This window comes from Streptomyces melanosporofaciens, from assembly GCF_900105695.1.
GTDB classification, from domain to species: Bacteria; Actinomycetota; Actinomycetes; order Streptomycetales; family Streptomycetaceae; genus Streptomyces; species Streptomyces antimycoticus.
Genome location: NZ_FNST01000002.1, coordinates 194,839 through 211,114 on the forward strand (window position 1 = coordinate 194,839; position 16,276 = coordinate 211,114).

The window sequence follows — 16,276 nt, forward strand, 5'->3', positions numbered from 1 at the left end:
CGGCATCCGCGCTCGATACCGAATGCCACGTTCTCTCAGCGGCGTATGGCAAGCCTGCCCCACTTCACTACAGGCAGGTGACCATCAGGTGAGGCCGTCACGAGTCGCGGAAGCGTTCCGCCTCGTTCTCGTGCACGGACCTCGCCGCTACGGAGCGGCGATGGGGCTCATCCGCGAGCCCGGCCATACGCCGGGCAGCAAACCGCGAGCACCACTTCCTCACCGTGTCTGCGGCGACCTTCAACTCCGCCCCACACGTGTCTTCGACTTCCCGCCCGCGCGCACCAAGACGATGCCTGCCGCTCAGCGAGGCGGGGCGGCACAGCCCCGCCCGCCCGATTTCCGGCGCAGCACACCAGGCGCCATCAGACCCTCTCGCGCCCGAGCTTCGCGTAGATCTCGGGACGCTTCTTTCGCAGGTAGAAGGCGTAGAGCACGCCACCGATGAACAGCGCGAACGTGAACGCCATGAAGATCACCGTCAGCAGCATCGACCCCCCGATGAGTTCGGGGTAGTTGCGGATGGCCAGATACGTCACGGCGCCGAGGAACACCATGCTGATCGCCGGAGCGACCACCGTGTTCCACAGCGTTTCGGGATTCGTCCGCCGCCGGCGGAGGAAGTAGACCAGCACCGCGAGGCATACGACGAACATGAGCAGCAGCACGTTGAAGGTGCCGCTACCGCTGGCGATCGCGTAGAGGTCGTCGGGACTGACCCGGAGCACGGTGAACACGATCGTGGCCACGGCCCAGACGATGCCGACCGTCAACGCCGAGATATAGGGTGAGCGATGGCGCTTGTGTACACGGCCGAGCAACTTCGGCAGCACCCCGTCCTTCGCGAGCGAGAAGCTGTAGCGGGCGGCGATGTTCTGAACCGAGAGCATCGACGCGAGGACCGACGTGATGAGGAGCACCGAGATGACGTCGGCGAAGACCGTCCCGACCAGCTGCCCCGCGGAGTTGTTGAACAGGCCGACGGTGTCCGTCTGTGCGGCCCTCTGCGCCCGGTCCGCGCCGAGGAACGCGACGTACCCCCACGCTGCGACGACGTAGAACACACCGATGCCGACGACGGCGAGATACGTCGCACGCGGAATGGTGCGATCCGGGTTCTTGACCTCGTCACGGAAGATCACGGTCGCCTCGAAGCCGAAGAAGTTGCCGATCGCGAAGAGGAGCGCCAGCCCGAGCCCGGCGTCCCCCAACCACGGCATCGAGAACCCAATCCCGTGAGCGACGCGGTCGCCGCTGGTCGAGAACGACACCACGTCGAAAACGAGAACGATCACGACTTCGAGAATCATCGCGACCGTGAGGACCTTCGCCGAGAGGTCGATGCGGCAGTACGCGAGCAAGGTGGTGACGGCGATGATCGCGAGGGCGTACCAGTACCACGAAATTTCGGGTCCATGGAGGGTCTTCGTGACGAACCCCTGCAGCGTGACCGCGAAAAACGGCGGCGCGAAGAAACCGATAAAGAGATAGCCGACGAAAGCCAGGAACGCGCCGCCGAGACCGGCCGGCTTGCCGAGACCGGCGGTGACGAAGGAGTAGAATCCACCGGGGTTCTCGATCGAGCGGCTCATCTTCACGAAGCCCACCGAGAAGATGAGCAGCATCACCGTCATGATGATGTAGATGCCCGGCGTGGTCTTACCGCTGTACATCATGAGCACGGGCATAGTGCCCGCCACGGTTGCCAGGGGTGAGGCGAATGCAAGCACGCTCATCGCGAGCTCTCCGACTCCCATATTGCCCCGGAGTCGAATCCCCTCGGTCTCCGGGACCTGCGTCGCTGTCTCCGTAATGCCGGCCATATGAACCCCATCGTTGACGGATCCGGAATGGCACGACGCTAGTGGCGAGTCTTCACGCCCTTGTGTGCCAAGGTGAGACACCCCGCGGGACACGCTGAGGCATGCGTAACGCCGGCTCGCCCGTCGGACGAGCCGGCATTACGCGTCGCGCACTCAGGGTGCGGTCGACGCCGGGGCGGTGATTCCGAGCTTGCGCAGGTCAACGACGTCTCGCAGTGGCTCGCCCACCTTCCAGCGGCGCAGGTTCTCGACGAAACTGTCGACGACGCGACTGCGCCAGCCCACCAGGTCCCCCGACGCGTGCGGCGACACGAGGATGTTGTCCCGGCTCCAGAGCGGACTGTTGGCCGGCAGAGGCTCCTGCTCGAACACATCGAGGGCCGCGGCATCGAGGTGATCGTCATCGACGGCGGCGAGCAGGTCGTCCGCGACCAACACGGCACCCCGTCCGACGTTGACCAACCGGGCGCCCCGTCGCATCTTCTTCAACCGGGAGGCGTCGAACAGGCCGCGGGTGTCCTCGGTCAGCGGCAGGGTCAACACGACGTCGTCTGCTCCGGGGAGCAGCTCGTCGAGATCCGCGATGGACGCGATGGCACCGAGCGCTGGGTCCTGTCGGGCGGTACGACCCACGACGGTGACATCCATTCCCGCGGCGCGAAGGAGCAGCACGGTCTCCCGTCCCACCGGGCCGGGTCCCACGACGAGCACCTTCCGGCCCAGGATGGGTTCGGTCTCCCTGTGTTGCCAGCGGTGCTGGCGCTGGAGCTCGATCGTGCGACGCAGGTCCTTGGTGAACATCAACAGCACACCGAGTACCCATTCCGCGATCGGACGCTCGCAGACCCCGCGCGAGTTACTGGCCACCACATCGCTGTTCACGATCGATTCGGTCAGGAGCGGATCCATGCCAATGCTGGAGGTGTGGATCCAGCGCAGCCGCCCCGGCCCGACCTCGCGCAGCAACGTGCTGCGGAAGTCGTTGAGGAACAGGATCTCGGCGTTCTCCTGCGCGGCCCGCAGCTCGTCGGCCGTGCGCACGACGAGGACCTCCGCCTCGGGTTCCACCGCCGCGAGCGGCGGCACCTGTCCTCCCTGAGGCACGATGACGATCACCTTCGGGCGATACATGTATTCTCTCCACTTCGAGCGGCGTCTCGTTTCGCGGCGCCGCATCCATTTCACTCGGTGCGGCTACCAGCCGCCCTGCCATCCGCTGGTGAGGCCGTACGGGAGCCGCTGCGGCTCTTCATCCGGCAGCTTCCGCAGGAAGTCGAAGTCGCATCCTTCATCGGCTTGTGTGACGTGGTCGATGAAGAGCCGGCCGTAGCCGCGGCGGTACTTCGGGGCAGGCAGCTCGACGTCCGCCAGACGCCGTTCGATCTCCTCGTCCGGGATGTCGAGATCGAGACGCTGGTTCTCCACGTCGAGCACGATGGGATCACCGTCTCGCACGGCGGCAAGCGGTCCGCCGATCGCGGCCTCGGGTGAGACGTGGAGAACGGTGGTGCCGAACGCGGTGCCGCTCATACGCGCGTCCGAAATGCGCACGATGTCGCGGATGCCGCGGCGGAGGAGTCGCTCGGGGATCGGCAGCATCCCCCACTCCGGCATGCCGGGCGCACCCACGGGCCCGCTATTGCGCAGCACCAGCACCGAGTCCTCGGTGATGGGGAGGGCGGGGTCGTCGATCCGACGCCCGAGGTCGTAGATGTCCTCGAACACAATCGCCAGCCCTCGGTGCTTCAGCAGCTCGGGCGACGCGGCGCTCCTCTTGATGACCGCGCCATTGGGGGCGAGCGACCCGCGCACGACCGCGATGCCGCCCGAGGTGTCGAAGGGCTGTTCGAGCTTGCTGATGACTTGGCCGTCCGGCTCGGCCGCATTGCGGTAGCCGTCGGCCAGCGTCTCGCCGGTGACGGTGATTGCGTCACCGTGCAGCAGGGGGTCGAGCTCCTTCAGTACGGCCGAGATGCCGCCGGCGTTGAAGAGTTGCTTGATGAGGTGCTCTCCCGAGGGGCGTACATTCGCGATCCGCGGGGTGCGCTTCGAGATCTCATGGAAGCGGTCGAGCTGTAGCTCGTAGCCGACCCGCCGCGCCAGGGCCAGCAGGTGCACGACCGCGTTGGTCGAGCCACCGACAGCCATGAGGAGAGTGATCGCATTGTCGAACGCTTGCTCGGTGAGCACCTCGCTCGGCCTGGGTCCCAGCGAGAGCGCCATCTCGACCGCTCGTCGACCGGTGGCCTCGGCAGCGGAGGCTCTGCGGGAGTCCACGGCGGGGATCGAGGCGGTGTCGGGCAGGCACATGCCGAGCGCCTCCACGAGGGAGGTCATGGTCGAGGCAGTGCCCATCTCGCTGCAATGCCCGGCGGTGGGCTTCGCACTGGCCTCAAGATCGTTGAAGTCCTCCTGCGTGATGGTTCCCGCACGGAGCTCGTCGGCGTACTTCCAGGTGTCGGTACCGACACCGAGCTGACGACCGCGGAAGTAGGCGGGTTCCTGAGGCCCGCCGGTGAGCATGATCGTCGGGACGTCGGCGCTCGCCGCGCCCATGAGCTGAGCCGGAACCGTCTTGTCGCAACCGCCGAGCAGCACGATCGCGTCAAGCGGGTAGGCCCGGACCGACTCCTCGACATCCATGGCCATGAGGTTGCGGAACTGCATGGCCGACGGCTTCATCAGGCTCTCGCCGAGCGAGATGGTTGGGAACTCGAGCGGCAGGCCGCCCGCCATCAGCACGCCGCGCTTGACGGCGTCGGCCAGCAGTTTGAAGTGGATGTTGCAGTTCACCAGCTCCGACCACGAGTTCGCGATGCCGACGACCGGTCGGTCCTTGATGGCGAATTTCGAGAAGCCTTCCGCCTGGATCGCGGTTCGGTGGATGAATCCCGTGAGATCGTGCGGGCCGAACCACCGCGCACTGCGGAGTTCACTGATGTTCGGGTCGGACATGTGTGTGGTGCTCCTTGGGCGGGGCTTGATGCGGAATGATCCGCGCGGGGGCGGGACGTCTCGGATGAGGGTGTGGGTCAGGCGGCGGTGGTGCCACCGTCGAGGGCCATGCTGGTGCCGGTCGCGAAGGTCCCGTCGATCGCCAGGAACCAGATCGCCCGCGCGATCTCATCGGGATGCGCGAGTCGTTTGAGCGGCACGGTGGCCTCCTTCTCACGCAGCGACGCCTCGGGGGCGCTCGCGTCGAGCCCGCCCCGCAGCATCGGGGTGTCGACCGGACCGGGGCTCACGACGTTGACGCGCACGGTCGGCGCGAGCTCGATCGCCAGAGCGCGGCTGAGCCCGACGACACCCGCCTTCGCGGCGCTATAGTGCGCCAGTCCCGCGACTCCCATGGTGGCCAGGTCGGACGCGACGTTCACGATCGCACCCCGACCGGCGGCCCGCATGTGCAGCCCCGCCTCGCGGGAGACGTAGAACGTGCCTGACAGGTTCGTGTCGATCACCTCGCGCCACGACCTGTCGTCCAGCTCCTCGAGAGACGCAGCCCTCGCGATGCCCGCGGCGTTGACCACCACGTCAAGTCCTCCGAGCTCCTCGACCGCCGCGCGCACCGCATCGGTTGCCGACACGGAGTCCGAGACATCGGCGCGGAACGTGTGAGCGTGGTCGCCGATCTCGTCGGCCACCCGGCTCAGCTCCTCGGGACGCCGACCGAGCAGGGCGACGGCTGCGGCCCCGCGCGCGGCGAAGAGCTTCGCCGTGGCCTCGCCGACGCCGGAGGTGGCACCCGTGATCAGCACGCGCGTCTGCTCGGGGTCGATGTGGTGCGCCCGTTCGCTCATCATCGCCGGAACTCCCTCGTGACTCAGCAGGACCGATGCGAGTCAGTACAGCAGCGCGGCGAGGGCCACCGATGTTCCAGATTGGCACACCGCTTCCCGGGCCGGCATTTCTAGGCTGGCTTGCACGACGCGCCGGAATCCCGCCCGGGAGCGCCCGTCGGAGCATTCACGAGACCCGCGTCAGACGAAGGAGTCACCTTGCCAGAGCAGAACCGCATCGGAGTCGGACTGATCTCCGTCGGAGTGATGGGGCGGCTCCACGCGCGCTCCTACCTTCAGAGTCAGCAGTTCTTCCCGGAGCTGCCGAAGCGCGCGGAACTCGTGATCGCCGCCGACCCGGATCCGAACGGACGCGCCCACGCAACCGAAGCGCTCGGATTCCGCGAGACGACGAACGACTATCGCAAACTTCTCGCGCATCCGGACGTGGACGTCGTGTCCATCTGCTCGCCGAATTTCCTGCACCACGAGATCGCGCTCGCGACCATCGACGCCGGCAAGCACTTCTGGATCGAAAAGCCGATGGGCCGCAGCGCCCGTGAGTCTCGGGAGATCGCGCAGGGCGCGGCCGCGGCGGGACTCTTCACGGCGGTCGGCTTCAACTATCGTCACGCTCCGGCGGTCGCCGAGGCACGCCGCCTGATCCGCTCCGGCGAGCTCGGGCGCATCACCAACGTGCAGATCCGCATGATCACCAGCTACGCCTCCGACCCGAACCAGGGCTTCACCTGGCGGTACGAACAGGCGCAGGCCGGCTCCGGGGTGCTCGGCGACGTACTGAGCCACGGCTTCGACCTGGCGCAGTTCCTCATAGCCCCCATCATCTCGGTGAACGCGGTCACCGAGCGCTTCATCCCGCAGCGTCCGCTCCCCAAGGGCGGATCCCGCAGGGTCGAGAACGAGGACTACGCGGCCCTGCTCGCTCGCTTCGACGGGGGTGCGATCGGCATCTTCGAGACCACCCGCGTCGCGATCGGACCGCACGCGGAGTACATCATCGAGGTCTACGGCACCAAGGGTTCGCTGCGTTGGAACTTCGACCGCATGAACCAGCTCGAGCTGGCTGACAACGGCAGCGGCTATCGCACGATCATGACTCCCACGTCCTACGGCGAGTTCGGCCGCTTCCAGCCGAACGCCGGGCCCGGCATCGGCTTCAACGACCTCAAGACGATCGAGGCGGCACTGTTCCTGCGCTCGGTCGCGGAAGGCGTGCAGCTCGCGCCGTCGGCGGCCGACGGCTGGTCGGCCTCCGAACTGGTCGATGTATCGCTTCGCAGCGCCGAGTCCGGCCAGTGGGTCGACGTCCCCGCTGTCACCGGCGCGACCACGACGCAGGCATAGACCGCAGAGCACGCAGAAAGGGCCGGAGTTCCCCCGATCTCCGGCCCTGCTGTCTGCGCGACCCCGACCAGACCACCTCTGGTCGGGGTCGCGTCTTCACTCTGTGAGGCGGATTACCCTACCTTCCTCCGCCGAGCGCTGTGCGGCGTCGGCGATGATCAATGCCGCGCGTCCGTCTTCGAATGTCGGGCTCGTCGACTCCTCGCCGCGCGCGAGCTTGATGAACTCGGCCAACTCGCGCACATAGGCCTCCGCGTAGCGCTCGAGGAAGAAGTCGAGATAGGGCCGCTTCGCCTCCACTGCGGCAGATGTGGAGACGCTCACCAGGCTGGACGGCGCGTTGGCCACGAGCAGCAGCCCCTCGGCGCCGAGCGCCTCGAGTCGCTGGTCATAGCCGATCGCGCTGTGCCTCGAGTTCGTGATCGTGGCGATGGCGCCAGAGGCCGCACGCAGCACGATCGCGACGGTGTCGTAGTCACCGTGTTCACGAGCGCCCTCATCGAACAACCGCGCGCCAGTCGCACTCACCTCCACGATCTCGCCGAGGAAGAAGCGAGCCATGTCGAAGTCGTGGATGGTCATATCGCGGAAGATCCCGCCGGAGGTCGCGATGTAGTCGGCCGGTGGCGGCCCGGGGTCGCGGCTGGTGATCGACAAGTGCTCGAGCTCGCCGATCTCGCCGACGGCGACGCGCGTGCGTGTCTCGGCGAAGGCGGGGTCGAAGCGCTGGTTGAATCCGAGCGCGACCGGCACGGAACTCGCCGCGACCTTCGGGCGCAGCGCGTCGACCCGCACGATGTCCAGGTCGATCGGCTTCTCGCAGAGCACGGGGAGACCGGCGTCGATACAGGCCTCGATGAGGGTGACGTGCGTCGGCGTCGGCGATGCGACCAACACGGCATCCACCTCTGCGGAGTCGAGCAGCCGCTCGGGAGAACCGGTCGCGGTTCCCCCGTAGCGGGCGGCGACCGACTCCGCACCCGCTAGATACGGGTCGGCAACCCAGGAGAGCGTCGCATCGGGATCCGCGACGATGCTCGCCGCGTGCACCTGGCCGATCCGGCCAGTGCCGATGAGGCCGAAACGAACCTGATCTCGCACCATCTCGGGCCTCCGATTACAGAACAGATTTATCCTTTGGCAAGTGGTCTACGGGTGACGCTATTTCACAGCTCAGCCAGTGGAATGTGCCAGATCAGAACACCGCCGAGCCGATATCACGCCGCGGTGTACGTGCCGTCGATGACCAGTTCCGCGCCGCTCATGTAGCTGGCCTCTTCCGAGGCGAGGAACACGACCGCGGCGGAGATCTCGGACGGCCGCGCCCAGCGGCCGAAGCGTGACGACTCCGGGGGTAGGGCCGTCGGATCCGCGCGGAGAAGAGGGGTATCCGTCTCGCCGGGGAAGACCGCGTTGACCCGGATCCGGTACTCGACCAACTCGAGCGCCGCCGCCTTGGTCATGCCGCGCACCGCCCACTTCGACGCGACATAAGCGAAGTTGTCGGTGAAGCCGACCAGGCCGGACGTCGAGCAGATGTTTACGATCGACCCTCCACCGGCCGCCTTCATCGGCCCCACGACCGTTTGCATTCCGAGGAACGGGCCCACTTGGTTCACGTCGATCACACGGCGGTACTCGCTCTCCTCCACTGTCTCGACCCGGTTGGCTCGTGCGATCCCGGCGTTGTTGACGAGCACGGTCGGGTGCCCGAACGCCGCCACACACTCCGCGACGACCCGCTTCCAGTCGGCGATCGAGGTAACATCTCCCAGCAGCCAGCGGAAGCGATCCGGCCCGAGCTCGTCAGCCAGCGCCGGTCCGGAACCGGGGGTGATGTCGAACCCGATGACCCGTGCCCCTGCGTGCACGAGGGCGCGAGCATGCTCCTCACCCATGCCGCTGCCCGCGCCGCTCACGATGGCGACCTTCCCGTCGAGCCGGTCCATGGCGCTCCTCTCCCGTGACAATTCGGTGTCGTGTCGGTTCACTGGGCGGTGAAGGCTCCGTCGACGACCACCTCGGTGCCGCTCATGTACGACGACTCGTCCGAGGCGAGGAACACAGCCGCAGCCGAGATCTCCCCGGGACGCGCCCATCGCCCGAACGGCAGGTCCTCGGCCGGTGGCATCGAGGCGGAGGGAGTCTTGGCGTTCTCGCGGATCATGGGCGTATCGGTGTCGCCGGGGCAGACGGCATTGACTCGGATGCCGTACTCGACGAGTTCGAGCGCGGCGGCCTTGGTCATGCCGCGCACCGCCCACTTCGACGCGACGTAGGGGAAGATGTCGGCGAAGCCGACGAGCGCCGCACTGGACGCGATGTTCACGATCGAGCCGCCACCGGATTCCCGCATGGCCGGGATCACCGCCTGCATGCCGAGGAACGTCCCGACCTGGTTGATGTCGATCACCCGTCGATAGTCCGCCTCGGTCACGCTTTCGAGACGCTGTAGCGGCGATACGCCGGCGTTGTTGACGAGCACGTTGATCGAGCCGAACCGCTCGACACCGACCTGGACGACATGGCTCCAGTTCGAGGCGGTGCGCACGTCGCCGCGCAGGAAGACGACACGATCCGCGCCGTACTCCTCGACCAGCGTCTGGCCCGCGTCCTCGTTCAGGTCGAAGGCGACCACACGCGCCCCCTGGTCCAGGAACGCACGGGTATGGGAAAGGCCCATCCCCCGCGATGCTCCGCTGATGACGGCGACCTTCCCGGCCAGGCGGGTCCCCTGTGAAGTCATGAGCTCTTCCTCTTACTCGGCGACGGAATGGTCTGATGGCGGATCGAGGCGCTCACTGCCGCCCGATCCTGGTGAAGACGTCGGGCTTGGCACGGGCCAGATGGCTCGCATAGGCGATTCCGGCGATGAGCACGACCGGCAGGAGCAGGGTCATCAGGAGCGACGCCATCTCCCCCGCCCCGATCAGGGTGTCGACGTGCACGACGCTCAGCACAAGGATGATCAGGAGGCCGATCAGCCCCAGGATCGGCGCGACGATCGTCTTCCAGACGCGTGCCGGGGTGTCGACGCGGTTCTTGGCGAAGTAGGCGATGATCGCGATCGACACCAGGCACATGAGGAAGATCACGATCATCGCCCCAAGGCCGTTCGTCCGGATGTAGATCGTGAACGCGTTCGTGCCGTCGTTCTCGAAACCGGTCACCGCGGCCAGCGCGAAAACCGTCACCAGGGTGAGCACCGTGACGACCATCGAGGCGATGTGCGGCGAATGGTGGCGCGGGTGCGCGGCGCCGAACCGGCTGGGGAAGACCCCGTCCTTGCCGAGCGAGAAGCCGTAGCGCGAGATCGTGTTGTGCTGCGCAAGCAGACACGCGAACGTCGAGGTGATCACCAGCACCTTGATGACGTCGGGGAGAACGGTGCCGAGGTAGCGCGCCGCCGTTTCGCCGAAGAGGCTTGCGGGGTCGGCCTTCGCGGCGCCCGCGACGCCGTCCGGACCGAGCGCCGTGAGGAACGCCCACGCGGCGATGACGTAGAAGACCCCGATGAGGATCACCGAGAGATAGGTCGCGCGAGGCACCGTCTTCTCGGGGTCCTTGGCCTCCTCGCGGTAGATCGCCGCCGATTCGAAGCCGATGAAGCAGAGCATGCCGAAGAGCAGAGCGAGGCCGAAGCCGCCATCGGTGACGGCGCCCGCTGTGAGCGGCCGCACGGGGACGCCGCCCGGTCCGCCGTCGACGAAGGCGACCGTGTCGAAGGCGATCACGAGCAGCACCTCGAGTCCGAGCGCGACGCCGAGCACCTTCGCAGAGAACTCGATGTGGCGGTAGGAGAAGATGCCGGTGAGAGCGGCGCCGACGAGAGCCCAGACATACCAGGGGATGTCTGGGCCGTGGAAGGTGTCGGTCATGAGCTGCCACACATACACGCCGAAAGCGATCCAAGTCGGCAAGGCCAGCAGCAGGTAGCCGAACAGCGCGACGAACGCCCCACCGAGTCCGACCCTCCGGCCGAGCCCAGCCGTGATGTACGCGTAGAAGGCACCGGGCCGGTTGACGTAGCGAGTCATTGTGGCGTAGCCGAATGCGAACAGCAGTACGATAAGCATGATCATCGCGTATGCGGGCACGATCGCGTACCCGGCAAAGCCGATCACCGAGGGCATCAGCCCGACTACCACGAGAAGCGGCGCGGCAAAGGCGACGACCGAGAACACGATCGAGCCGACGCCGAGTCGGCCTTTCAGGCCCTGCGCCGGCGCGTCGTCATCGGCTTCGAGGGGCGGCGGAGCGGCTTCGGAATTACTCTGTGTAGCCACCATCGACTCCATTCGTCGTTGATTTCTGCGGGAATCCGAGGTTCATGGTGGCAAGCGCCGAAACAGTTTACATGTCCCGTTCTAGGACACTTTTGAGCGCTTCTCGCCTTGCTCCACGCGACGGCGCGCAGGAGACGGGGAGGCCCGAGGTTTCGATTCCGGGGCTCCCCGTCGGGAAAGAGCGAGTCCGACTACTTCGCGAAGCGGTAGAGCTTTTTGTTGGCGAACTCGAGCATGCCGACCTTGCCCATCTCGCGGCCGTAGCCCGACTTCTTGACGCCGCCGAAGGGCACGTCCGGACCGCCGAGGCCGTTGGCGTTGACGAACACCATGCCGACGTCGAGCTGGTCGCCGACGCGCTCGGCGCGTTCCAGGTCGTCGCAGACGACGACCGAGCCGAGGCCGTAGGGTGTGGCGTTGGCGAGCTCGATCGCTTCCTCGTCGCTGGAGACGCGGTAGAGCTGCGCCACTGGGCCGAACAGCTCCTCGCTGTAGACGTCCATGCTCGGGGTGATGTCGCTGATGACGCTCGGCGTGTAGACGTTGCCCTGCGGCTGGTTGTCACCGACGAGGATCGTTGCGCCCTGCTCGACGGCCCTCCCCACCTGGGCCGTCAGCGTCTTGGTCGCGGAGTCGGACGAGAGCGGCCCGTAATCGCCGTTCTCGTACGACTGGGCTCCGATCGCGGCGGTGAACTTCGCCGCGAACTCGTCGTAGTAGCGGTCGATGACGACGATGCGCTTGGAGCCGATGCAGCTCTGCCCCGTGTTGTCCATGCGGCCGGCTACCGCATGCTCGACCGCGCTATCGATGTCGGCCGTGTCGAGCACCAGGAACACGTCGGAGCCGCCGAGTTCGAGCACGCACTTCTTCAGCGCACGGCCGGCTTGCTCGGCGACGATCGCACCGGCGCGCTCGGAGCCGGTGAGCGAGACGCCCTGCACACGGTCGTCGGCGATCATGTCGGCGATCTGCTGGTGGGTCGAGAACACGTTCACGTACGCGCCATTGGGGAAGCCGGCGTCGAGGAACAACCGCTCCAGCGCGAGTGCCGACTCCGGGCACTGGGCGGCGTGACGCAGAATGACCGTGTTGCCGAGGATCAGATTCGGCACCGCGAATCGCACGACCTGGTAGTACGGATAGTTCCACGGCATGACCCCGAGGATCACGCCGATGCCCTGGTAGCGGAAGAAGGTCCGCAGTCCGTCGGCGACCTCGAGCTGCTCATCGGCGAGCCACCGCTCCGCGTTATCGGCGAAGGCGGCACTGATCTTGGACGCGAACTGGATCTCGCCGATCCCCTGCGGAATCGGCTTGCCCATCTCGCGATTGATGATCTTCGCGAGTTCGTCTTGACGCTCGATGAAGAGTTCGGAGAGACGCCGAGCGTGAGCGGCACGCTCGCGCACCGTGGTTCGGTGGGACCACCCCTGGTATGTCCTGTGGGTAGTGGCGAGGGCGGCCTCGATCTCCTCCGGGGTCGCCGCGGGGTATTCGGCGACGGTCTCGCCGGTGGACGGGTCGGTGACGGCGAACGTGCCCATCTGTCCTCCTCCTTGATTTCTTGGGGCGTTCCGGATGCTGTGCCGGAAGAGACGGCTGCCCCGCGACGGGATGCCGCGGGGAGCCGTGGTGAACTGCGCACTGCGGTTCCGGTCAGACCTCGCTGCCGGGAGCGATCGTCGGGCCGTAGTAACGCTGGCGCTCTCGGCCTTCACGGTGCTGCCTGCCGCCTTCCAGGGTCTCGGGTCGCTCCGAGGTCATCGCGGCGCCGACGTCCCAGAAGGCACCGCTGCCCGTGAGGTAACGCCAGGGCTCCACGTGGGCCACCACGACGGCCGGGCGGCCCTGGACTCCGCGGGCATCCTCAAGTGCCGCCCTGAACTCCTCGATCGTCGTGGTCGACCACGAGACCGCACCCATGCTGGCCGCGTTCGCGGCGATGTCGACGGGCACGACGGCCCCGTCGAGGCGTCCGGTCTCCGCGCTCCGCTCGCGCAGCTGAGTGCCGAACTCATGGCCCGGACCGCCCTTGGCGACCTGCAACGGCCAGATGCACTGATGTCCACTGTTGTCGATGATCACGACGGTGATCTTCTTGTGTTCCTGAACCGCGGTGATGAGCTCGGTCGGCTGCATGTAGTACGTGCCATCGCCGATCAAGACGAAGACATCGCCCGGCGCCTCCGGGCGGGCGAGCCGATAGCCGAGACCGGCCGGCAACTCGTGACCCATGCAGGAGTTCGCGTACTCGGAGAGGACCTTCGTGCCGTTCGAGGTATCCCAGGCCTTGTGGACACCGCCGACCACACCACCGGAGCCGAGCACGAGTGCGTCGTCGGCGCCGGTGTGCTTGTTGAGCACGTCGATCACCTGCGCCTGGCTCATCTTCTCGCCGGGGATGTCTTCCAGGTCGTGACCGAGCGTGTCGGCCGTGGCTTGGCGCGCGCTCGCGATCTCGTCACGGTATCCCTCGGCGCTCTGGTAGGCGGCCGCGGTCAGCCCCTCGTGCAGTGCGGTGAGCGACAGCTTCGCGTCTCCGACGACGGGATACGAGCCCATCTTGTGCGCGTCGAAAGAGCTGACGTTGAAGTGCACCAGCTGGACATCGGGGTTCTCGAACAGCGAGTGAGACGCGGTGATGAAGTCCTGCAAGCGGGAACCTACGCTGATCACGCAGTCCGCGCGCCCGGCGATCCGGTTGGCACCGATCGTGCCGTCGACCCCGAGCCCGCCGAGGTTGAGGTCTGAGATCGGGCCCATCCCCTTGCCGGCGTAGGTCTCCGTGACGGGGATCCCGAAGTCAGCGCTGAGCCTCGCGAGCTCGTCGGCCGCATCCGAGTAGCGCACGCCACCGCCGGCGATGAAGACCGGCCGCTGCGCACGGCGGATGATCTCGATCGCGTCGCGGATTTCCTCCTGCGCCGCCGGTCGGCGGCGGATGGGCCAGACGCGCGGGCTGAAGAACTCCTCGGGGAAGTCGTAAGCCTCACCCTGGATGTCCTGCGGCAGACAGACGACGACCGCACCGGTGTCGACCGGGTCGGTCAGAACCCGCATCGCCTCGGGCAGGGTCACCAGCAGCTGAGAGGGCGTAGTGATGCGGTCGAAGTACCGGCTCACCGGGCGAAAGGCATCGTTGGCCGACACATCACGCTCCACCGGGTGCTCGATCTGCTGGAGGACCGGGTCACCCTTGCGGTTGTTGATGATGTCGGCGGGGAGCAGCAGGACCGGGAGGCGATTCGTGGTCGCGGTGGCCGCGCCGCTGATCATGTTGGTAGAGCCCGGGCCGGCGGACGCGGTGCAGGCGAGGGTCGCGGCACGATTGGTCGCCTTGGCGTAACCGATTGCCGCGTGCACCATCGACTGCTCGTTCTTGCCGGCGAAGTGGGGGAAGTCGACGCCGTACTCGTCGATGCCCTGGGCCACCCCGACCGAGTTGCCGTGACCGAAGATTCCGTACATCCCCGGGATCAGGCGACGGCGCTCGCCATCAAGTTCGCTGTACTGAACCTGGAGGTACTCGATGATCGCCTGCGCGACAGTGCGCCGACGCACTTTCTTGCTGGTTGCGCCGACTACAGTATCGACGGCCGCGGTGGTAGTCATACCTTCTCCTAGGTCTGTGAATCAAACGTCGGCGTGATCGTCCAAGACGTTCGAGAGACAGCGTTTCACCGTGTGAAGGGGCGCGACTGTGCCACATTGACACGACGCCACGGGGCCTCTCGGCCGCCTGTCCCCGCCGCCACCAGGTGCGGCATGGCGACGAGGTCGGCGATGGTCCGTAACTCCCGTTCGGGGGCACTCACGTGCCCGATCACATCCGGATCAGTCGAATCGGTAGGGCTCGTGCGGCCCGACCGACGGAAGAGGACGGGGGCGTTCGCAGGTGCTCTCGATCTCGATGTGACGACCGAGCTCCGACGACTTCTCAAAAGCCAGAAGCACTTCGAGCACGTGGTAGGCAAAGGCGCCGCCGGTGCGGGGCTCGAGTCCGTTCCGGATCGCGTGCCCGAACTCGGCCAAGCCGATCCCACGGTATGCGTCGTCACGGTGTGTGATGGCCGTCTCACGCCAGTCGCCGCCACCGGGAGGCGTCATGTCGAGAGCGAGGTCGCGGGGCTCGCCACGGCGAAGGATCGGCGCGCCGGAGAAGTGATCCGGGTTGGGCGCGGCAATCGATCCGCTCGTGCCGTAGATCTCGAGGTGCGGAAGATTGTGGTTCCACACGTCCCAGCTCACGATAACCGTGGCGGTCGCACCGGACTCGAAGTCGATCGAGCCCGTGACATGGGTCGGAGTCTTGATGTCGATGACGCCGTCGTAGCCGCCGTCCGCGGTGGGACGGGGACGGGTCTCCGAGGACCTCGGAGCACTGGCCGAGACCCGCTTCGCCGGGCCGAGGAAGTTCACCAGGTTGGTGACGAGGTACGGACCGATGTCGAGCATGGGGCCGGCACCGGGGCTGTAGAAGGGATCGATGTTCGGGTGCCAGTGCTCGTAGCCGCGGTTCGCGAACGAGCCGAAGACGGCGACGGGCCGGCCGATCCAGCCGTCGTCAATGAGCTTGCGGCTGGTCTGCATGCCCGACCCGAGGAAAGTCGTGGGCGCGGACCCGACCTTCACGCCCGCGGCCCGGGCGGCGTCGAGGATCTGCTGCGCCTCCTCGAGCGAGGTAGCGAACGGCTTCTCCGACAGCACGTGCTTCCCGGCGGAGATCGCCTGAAGCGTGACCGGAGCATGCAAATTCGGCGGGGTCAGATTGAGCACCAGCTCCACCGCGGGGTCGGCGAGCAGCTCGTCGGGAGTGAGCGCCTTCGGCACCGAGTACTCCGCCGCGCGCTTGGCGACCGCTTCGGCGTTGACGTCGGCAAGTGCGACGATCTCGACGTCGGGATGGACCCCGATCTTGTCGAGGTACTGGTTGAGCACGTTTCCGACGCCGATGATGCCGACTCGAATGGGATCCATTTCTCTCACTTCTTTTCTGGGTTCCGATGCTCCCGCGCAGGGA

12 protein-coding genes are annotated in these 16,276 nt (G+C 66.7%); 1 reads left to right on the forward strand and 11 read right to left on the reverse strand.

Annotation, left to right across the window (positions count from 1 at the left end; translation table 11 throughout):
* Positions 1–365: 365 nt before the first annotated feature.
* The 4 genes from BLV72_RS03505 to BLV72_RS03520 form a co-directional block, all read right to left on the reverse strand.
* A complete protein-coding gene (locus BLV72_RS03505) occupies positions 366–1,736 on the reverse strand; it encodes an APC family permease (RefSeq protein WP_093470121.1) in 1,371 nt (456 codons plus the stop codon).
* 240 nt (positions 1,737–1,976) lie between these two features.
* Entirely contained in the window at positions 1,977–2,954 is a 978-nt protein-coding gene (locus tag BLV72_RS03510) for a D-2-hydroxyacid dehydrogenase (RefSeq protein WP_093460212.1), read from the reverse strand.
* Positions 2,955–3,017: 63 nt separating this feature from the next.
* A complete protein-coding gene (locus BLV72_RS03515) occupies positions 3,018–4,778 on the reverse strand; it encodes an IlvD/Edd family dehydratase (protein WP_093460213.1) in 1,761 nt (586 codons plus the stop codon).
* Positions 4,779–4,855: 77 nt separating this feature from the next.
* The gene (locus BLV72_RS03520; RefSeq protein ID WP_208905517.1) at positions 4,856–5,626 is read right to left on the reverse strand and encodes an SDR family NAD(P)-dependent oxidoreductase; all 771 of its coding nucleotides are present in this window, start codon (positions 5,624–5,626) and stop codon (positions 4,856–4,858) included.
* 195 nt (positions 5,627–5,821) lie between these two features.
* Here BLV72_RS03520 and BLV72_RS03525 point away from each other — a divergent pair, with 195 nt between their 5' ends.
* A complete protein-coding gene (locus tag BLV72_RS03525; protein WP_093460214.1) occupies positions 5,822–6,967 on the forward strand; it encodes a Gfo/Idh/MocA family protein in 1,146 nt (381 codons plus the stop codon).
* Between the two features lie 96 nt (positions 6,968–7,063).
* Here BLV72_RS03525 and iolG read toward each other — a convergent pair whose 3' ends face one another.
* From iolG to BLV72_RS03560, 7 genes are all read right to left on the reverse strand, one after another.
* On the reverse strand, positions 7,064–8,071 hold the full coding sequence (iolG, locus tag BLV72_RS03530) for an inositol 2-dehydrogenase (RefSeq protein ID WP_093460215.1): 1,008 nt from the start codon (positions 8,069–8,071) through the stop codon (positions 7,064–7,066).
* A 113-nt stretch (positions 8,072–8,184) separates the two neighbouring features.
* A complete protein-coding gene (locus BLV72_RS03535) occupies positions 8,185–8,916 on the reverse strand; it encodes an SDR family NAD(P)-dependent oxidoreductase (protein WP_093460216.1) in 732 nt (243 codons plus the stop codon).
* A gap of 38 nt (positions 8,917–8,954) precedes the next feature.
* The gene (locus BLV72_RS03540) at positions 8,955–9,713 is read right to left on the reverse strand and encodes an SDR family NAD(P)-dependent oxidoreductase (protein WP_093460217.1); all 759 of its coding nucleotides are present in this window, start codon (positions 9,711–9,713) and stop codon (positions 8,955–8,957) included.
* A 52-nt stretch (positions 9,714–9,765) separates the two neighbouring features.
* On the reverse strand, positions 9,766–11,265 hold the full coding sequence (locus BLV72_RS03545; protein WP_093460218.1) for an APC family permease: 1,500 nt from the start codon (positions 11,263–11,265) through the stop codon (positions 9,766–9,768).
* Between the two features lie 179 nt (positions 11,266–11,444).
* The gene (locus tag BLV72_RS03550) at positions 11,445–12,800 is read right to left on the reverse strand and encodes an NAD-dependent succinate-semialdehyde dehydrogenase (RefSeq protein ID WP_093460219.1); all 1,356 of its coding nucleotides are present in this window, start codon (positions 12,798–12,800) and stop codon (positions 11,445–11,447) included.
* A gap of 112 nt (positions 12,801–12,912) precedes the next feature.
* Positions 12,913–14,868 carry a 3D-(3,5/4)-trihydroxycyclohexane-1,2-dione acylhydrolase (decyclizing) gene (gene iolD, locus BLV72_RS03555; protein WP_093460220.1) on the reverse strand — a complete coding sequence of 652 codons (1,956 nt, stop codon included), beginning with the start codon at positions 14,866–14,868 and terminating at the stop codon, positions 12,913–12,915.
* A 222-nt stretch (positions 14,869–15,090) separates the two neighbouring features.
* Complete coding sequence (locus BLV72_RS03560; RefSeq protein ID WP_093460221.1) at positions 15,091–16,233, reverse strand: Gfo/Idh/MocA family protein; 1,143 nt, start codon at positions 16,231–16,233, stop codon at positions 15,091–15,093.
* Positions 16,234–16,276 lie beyond the last annotated feature (43 nt).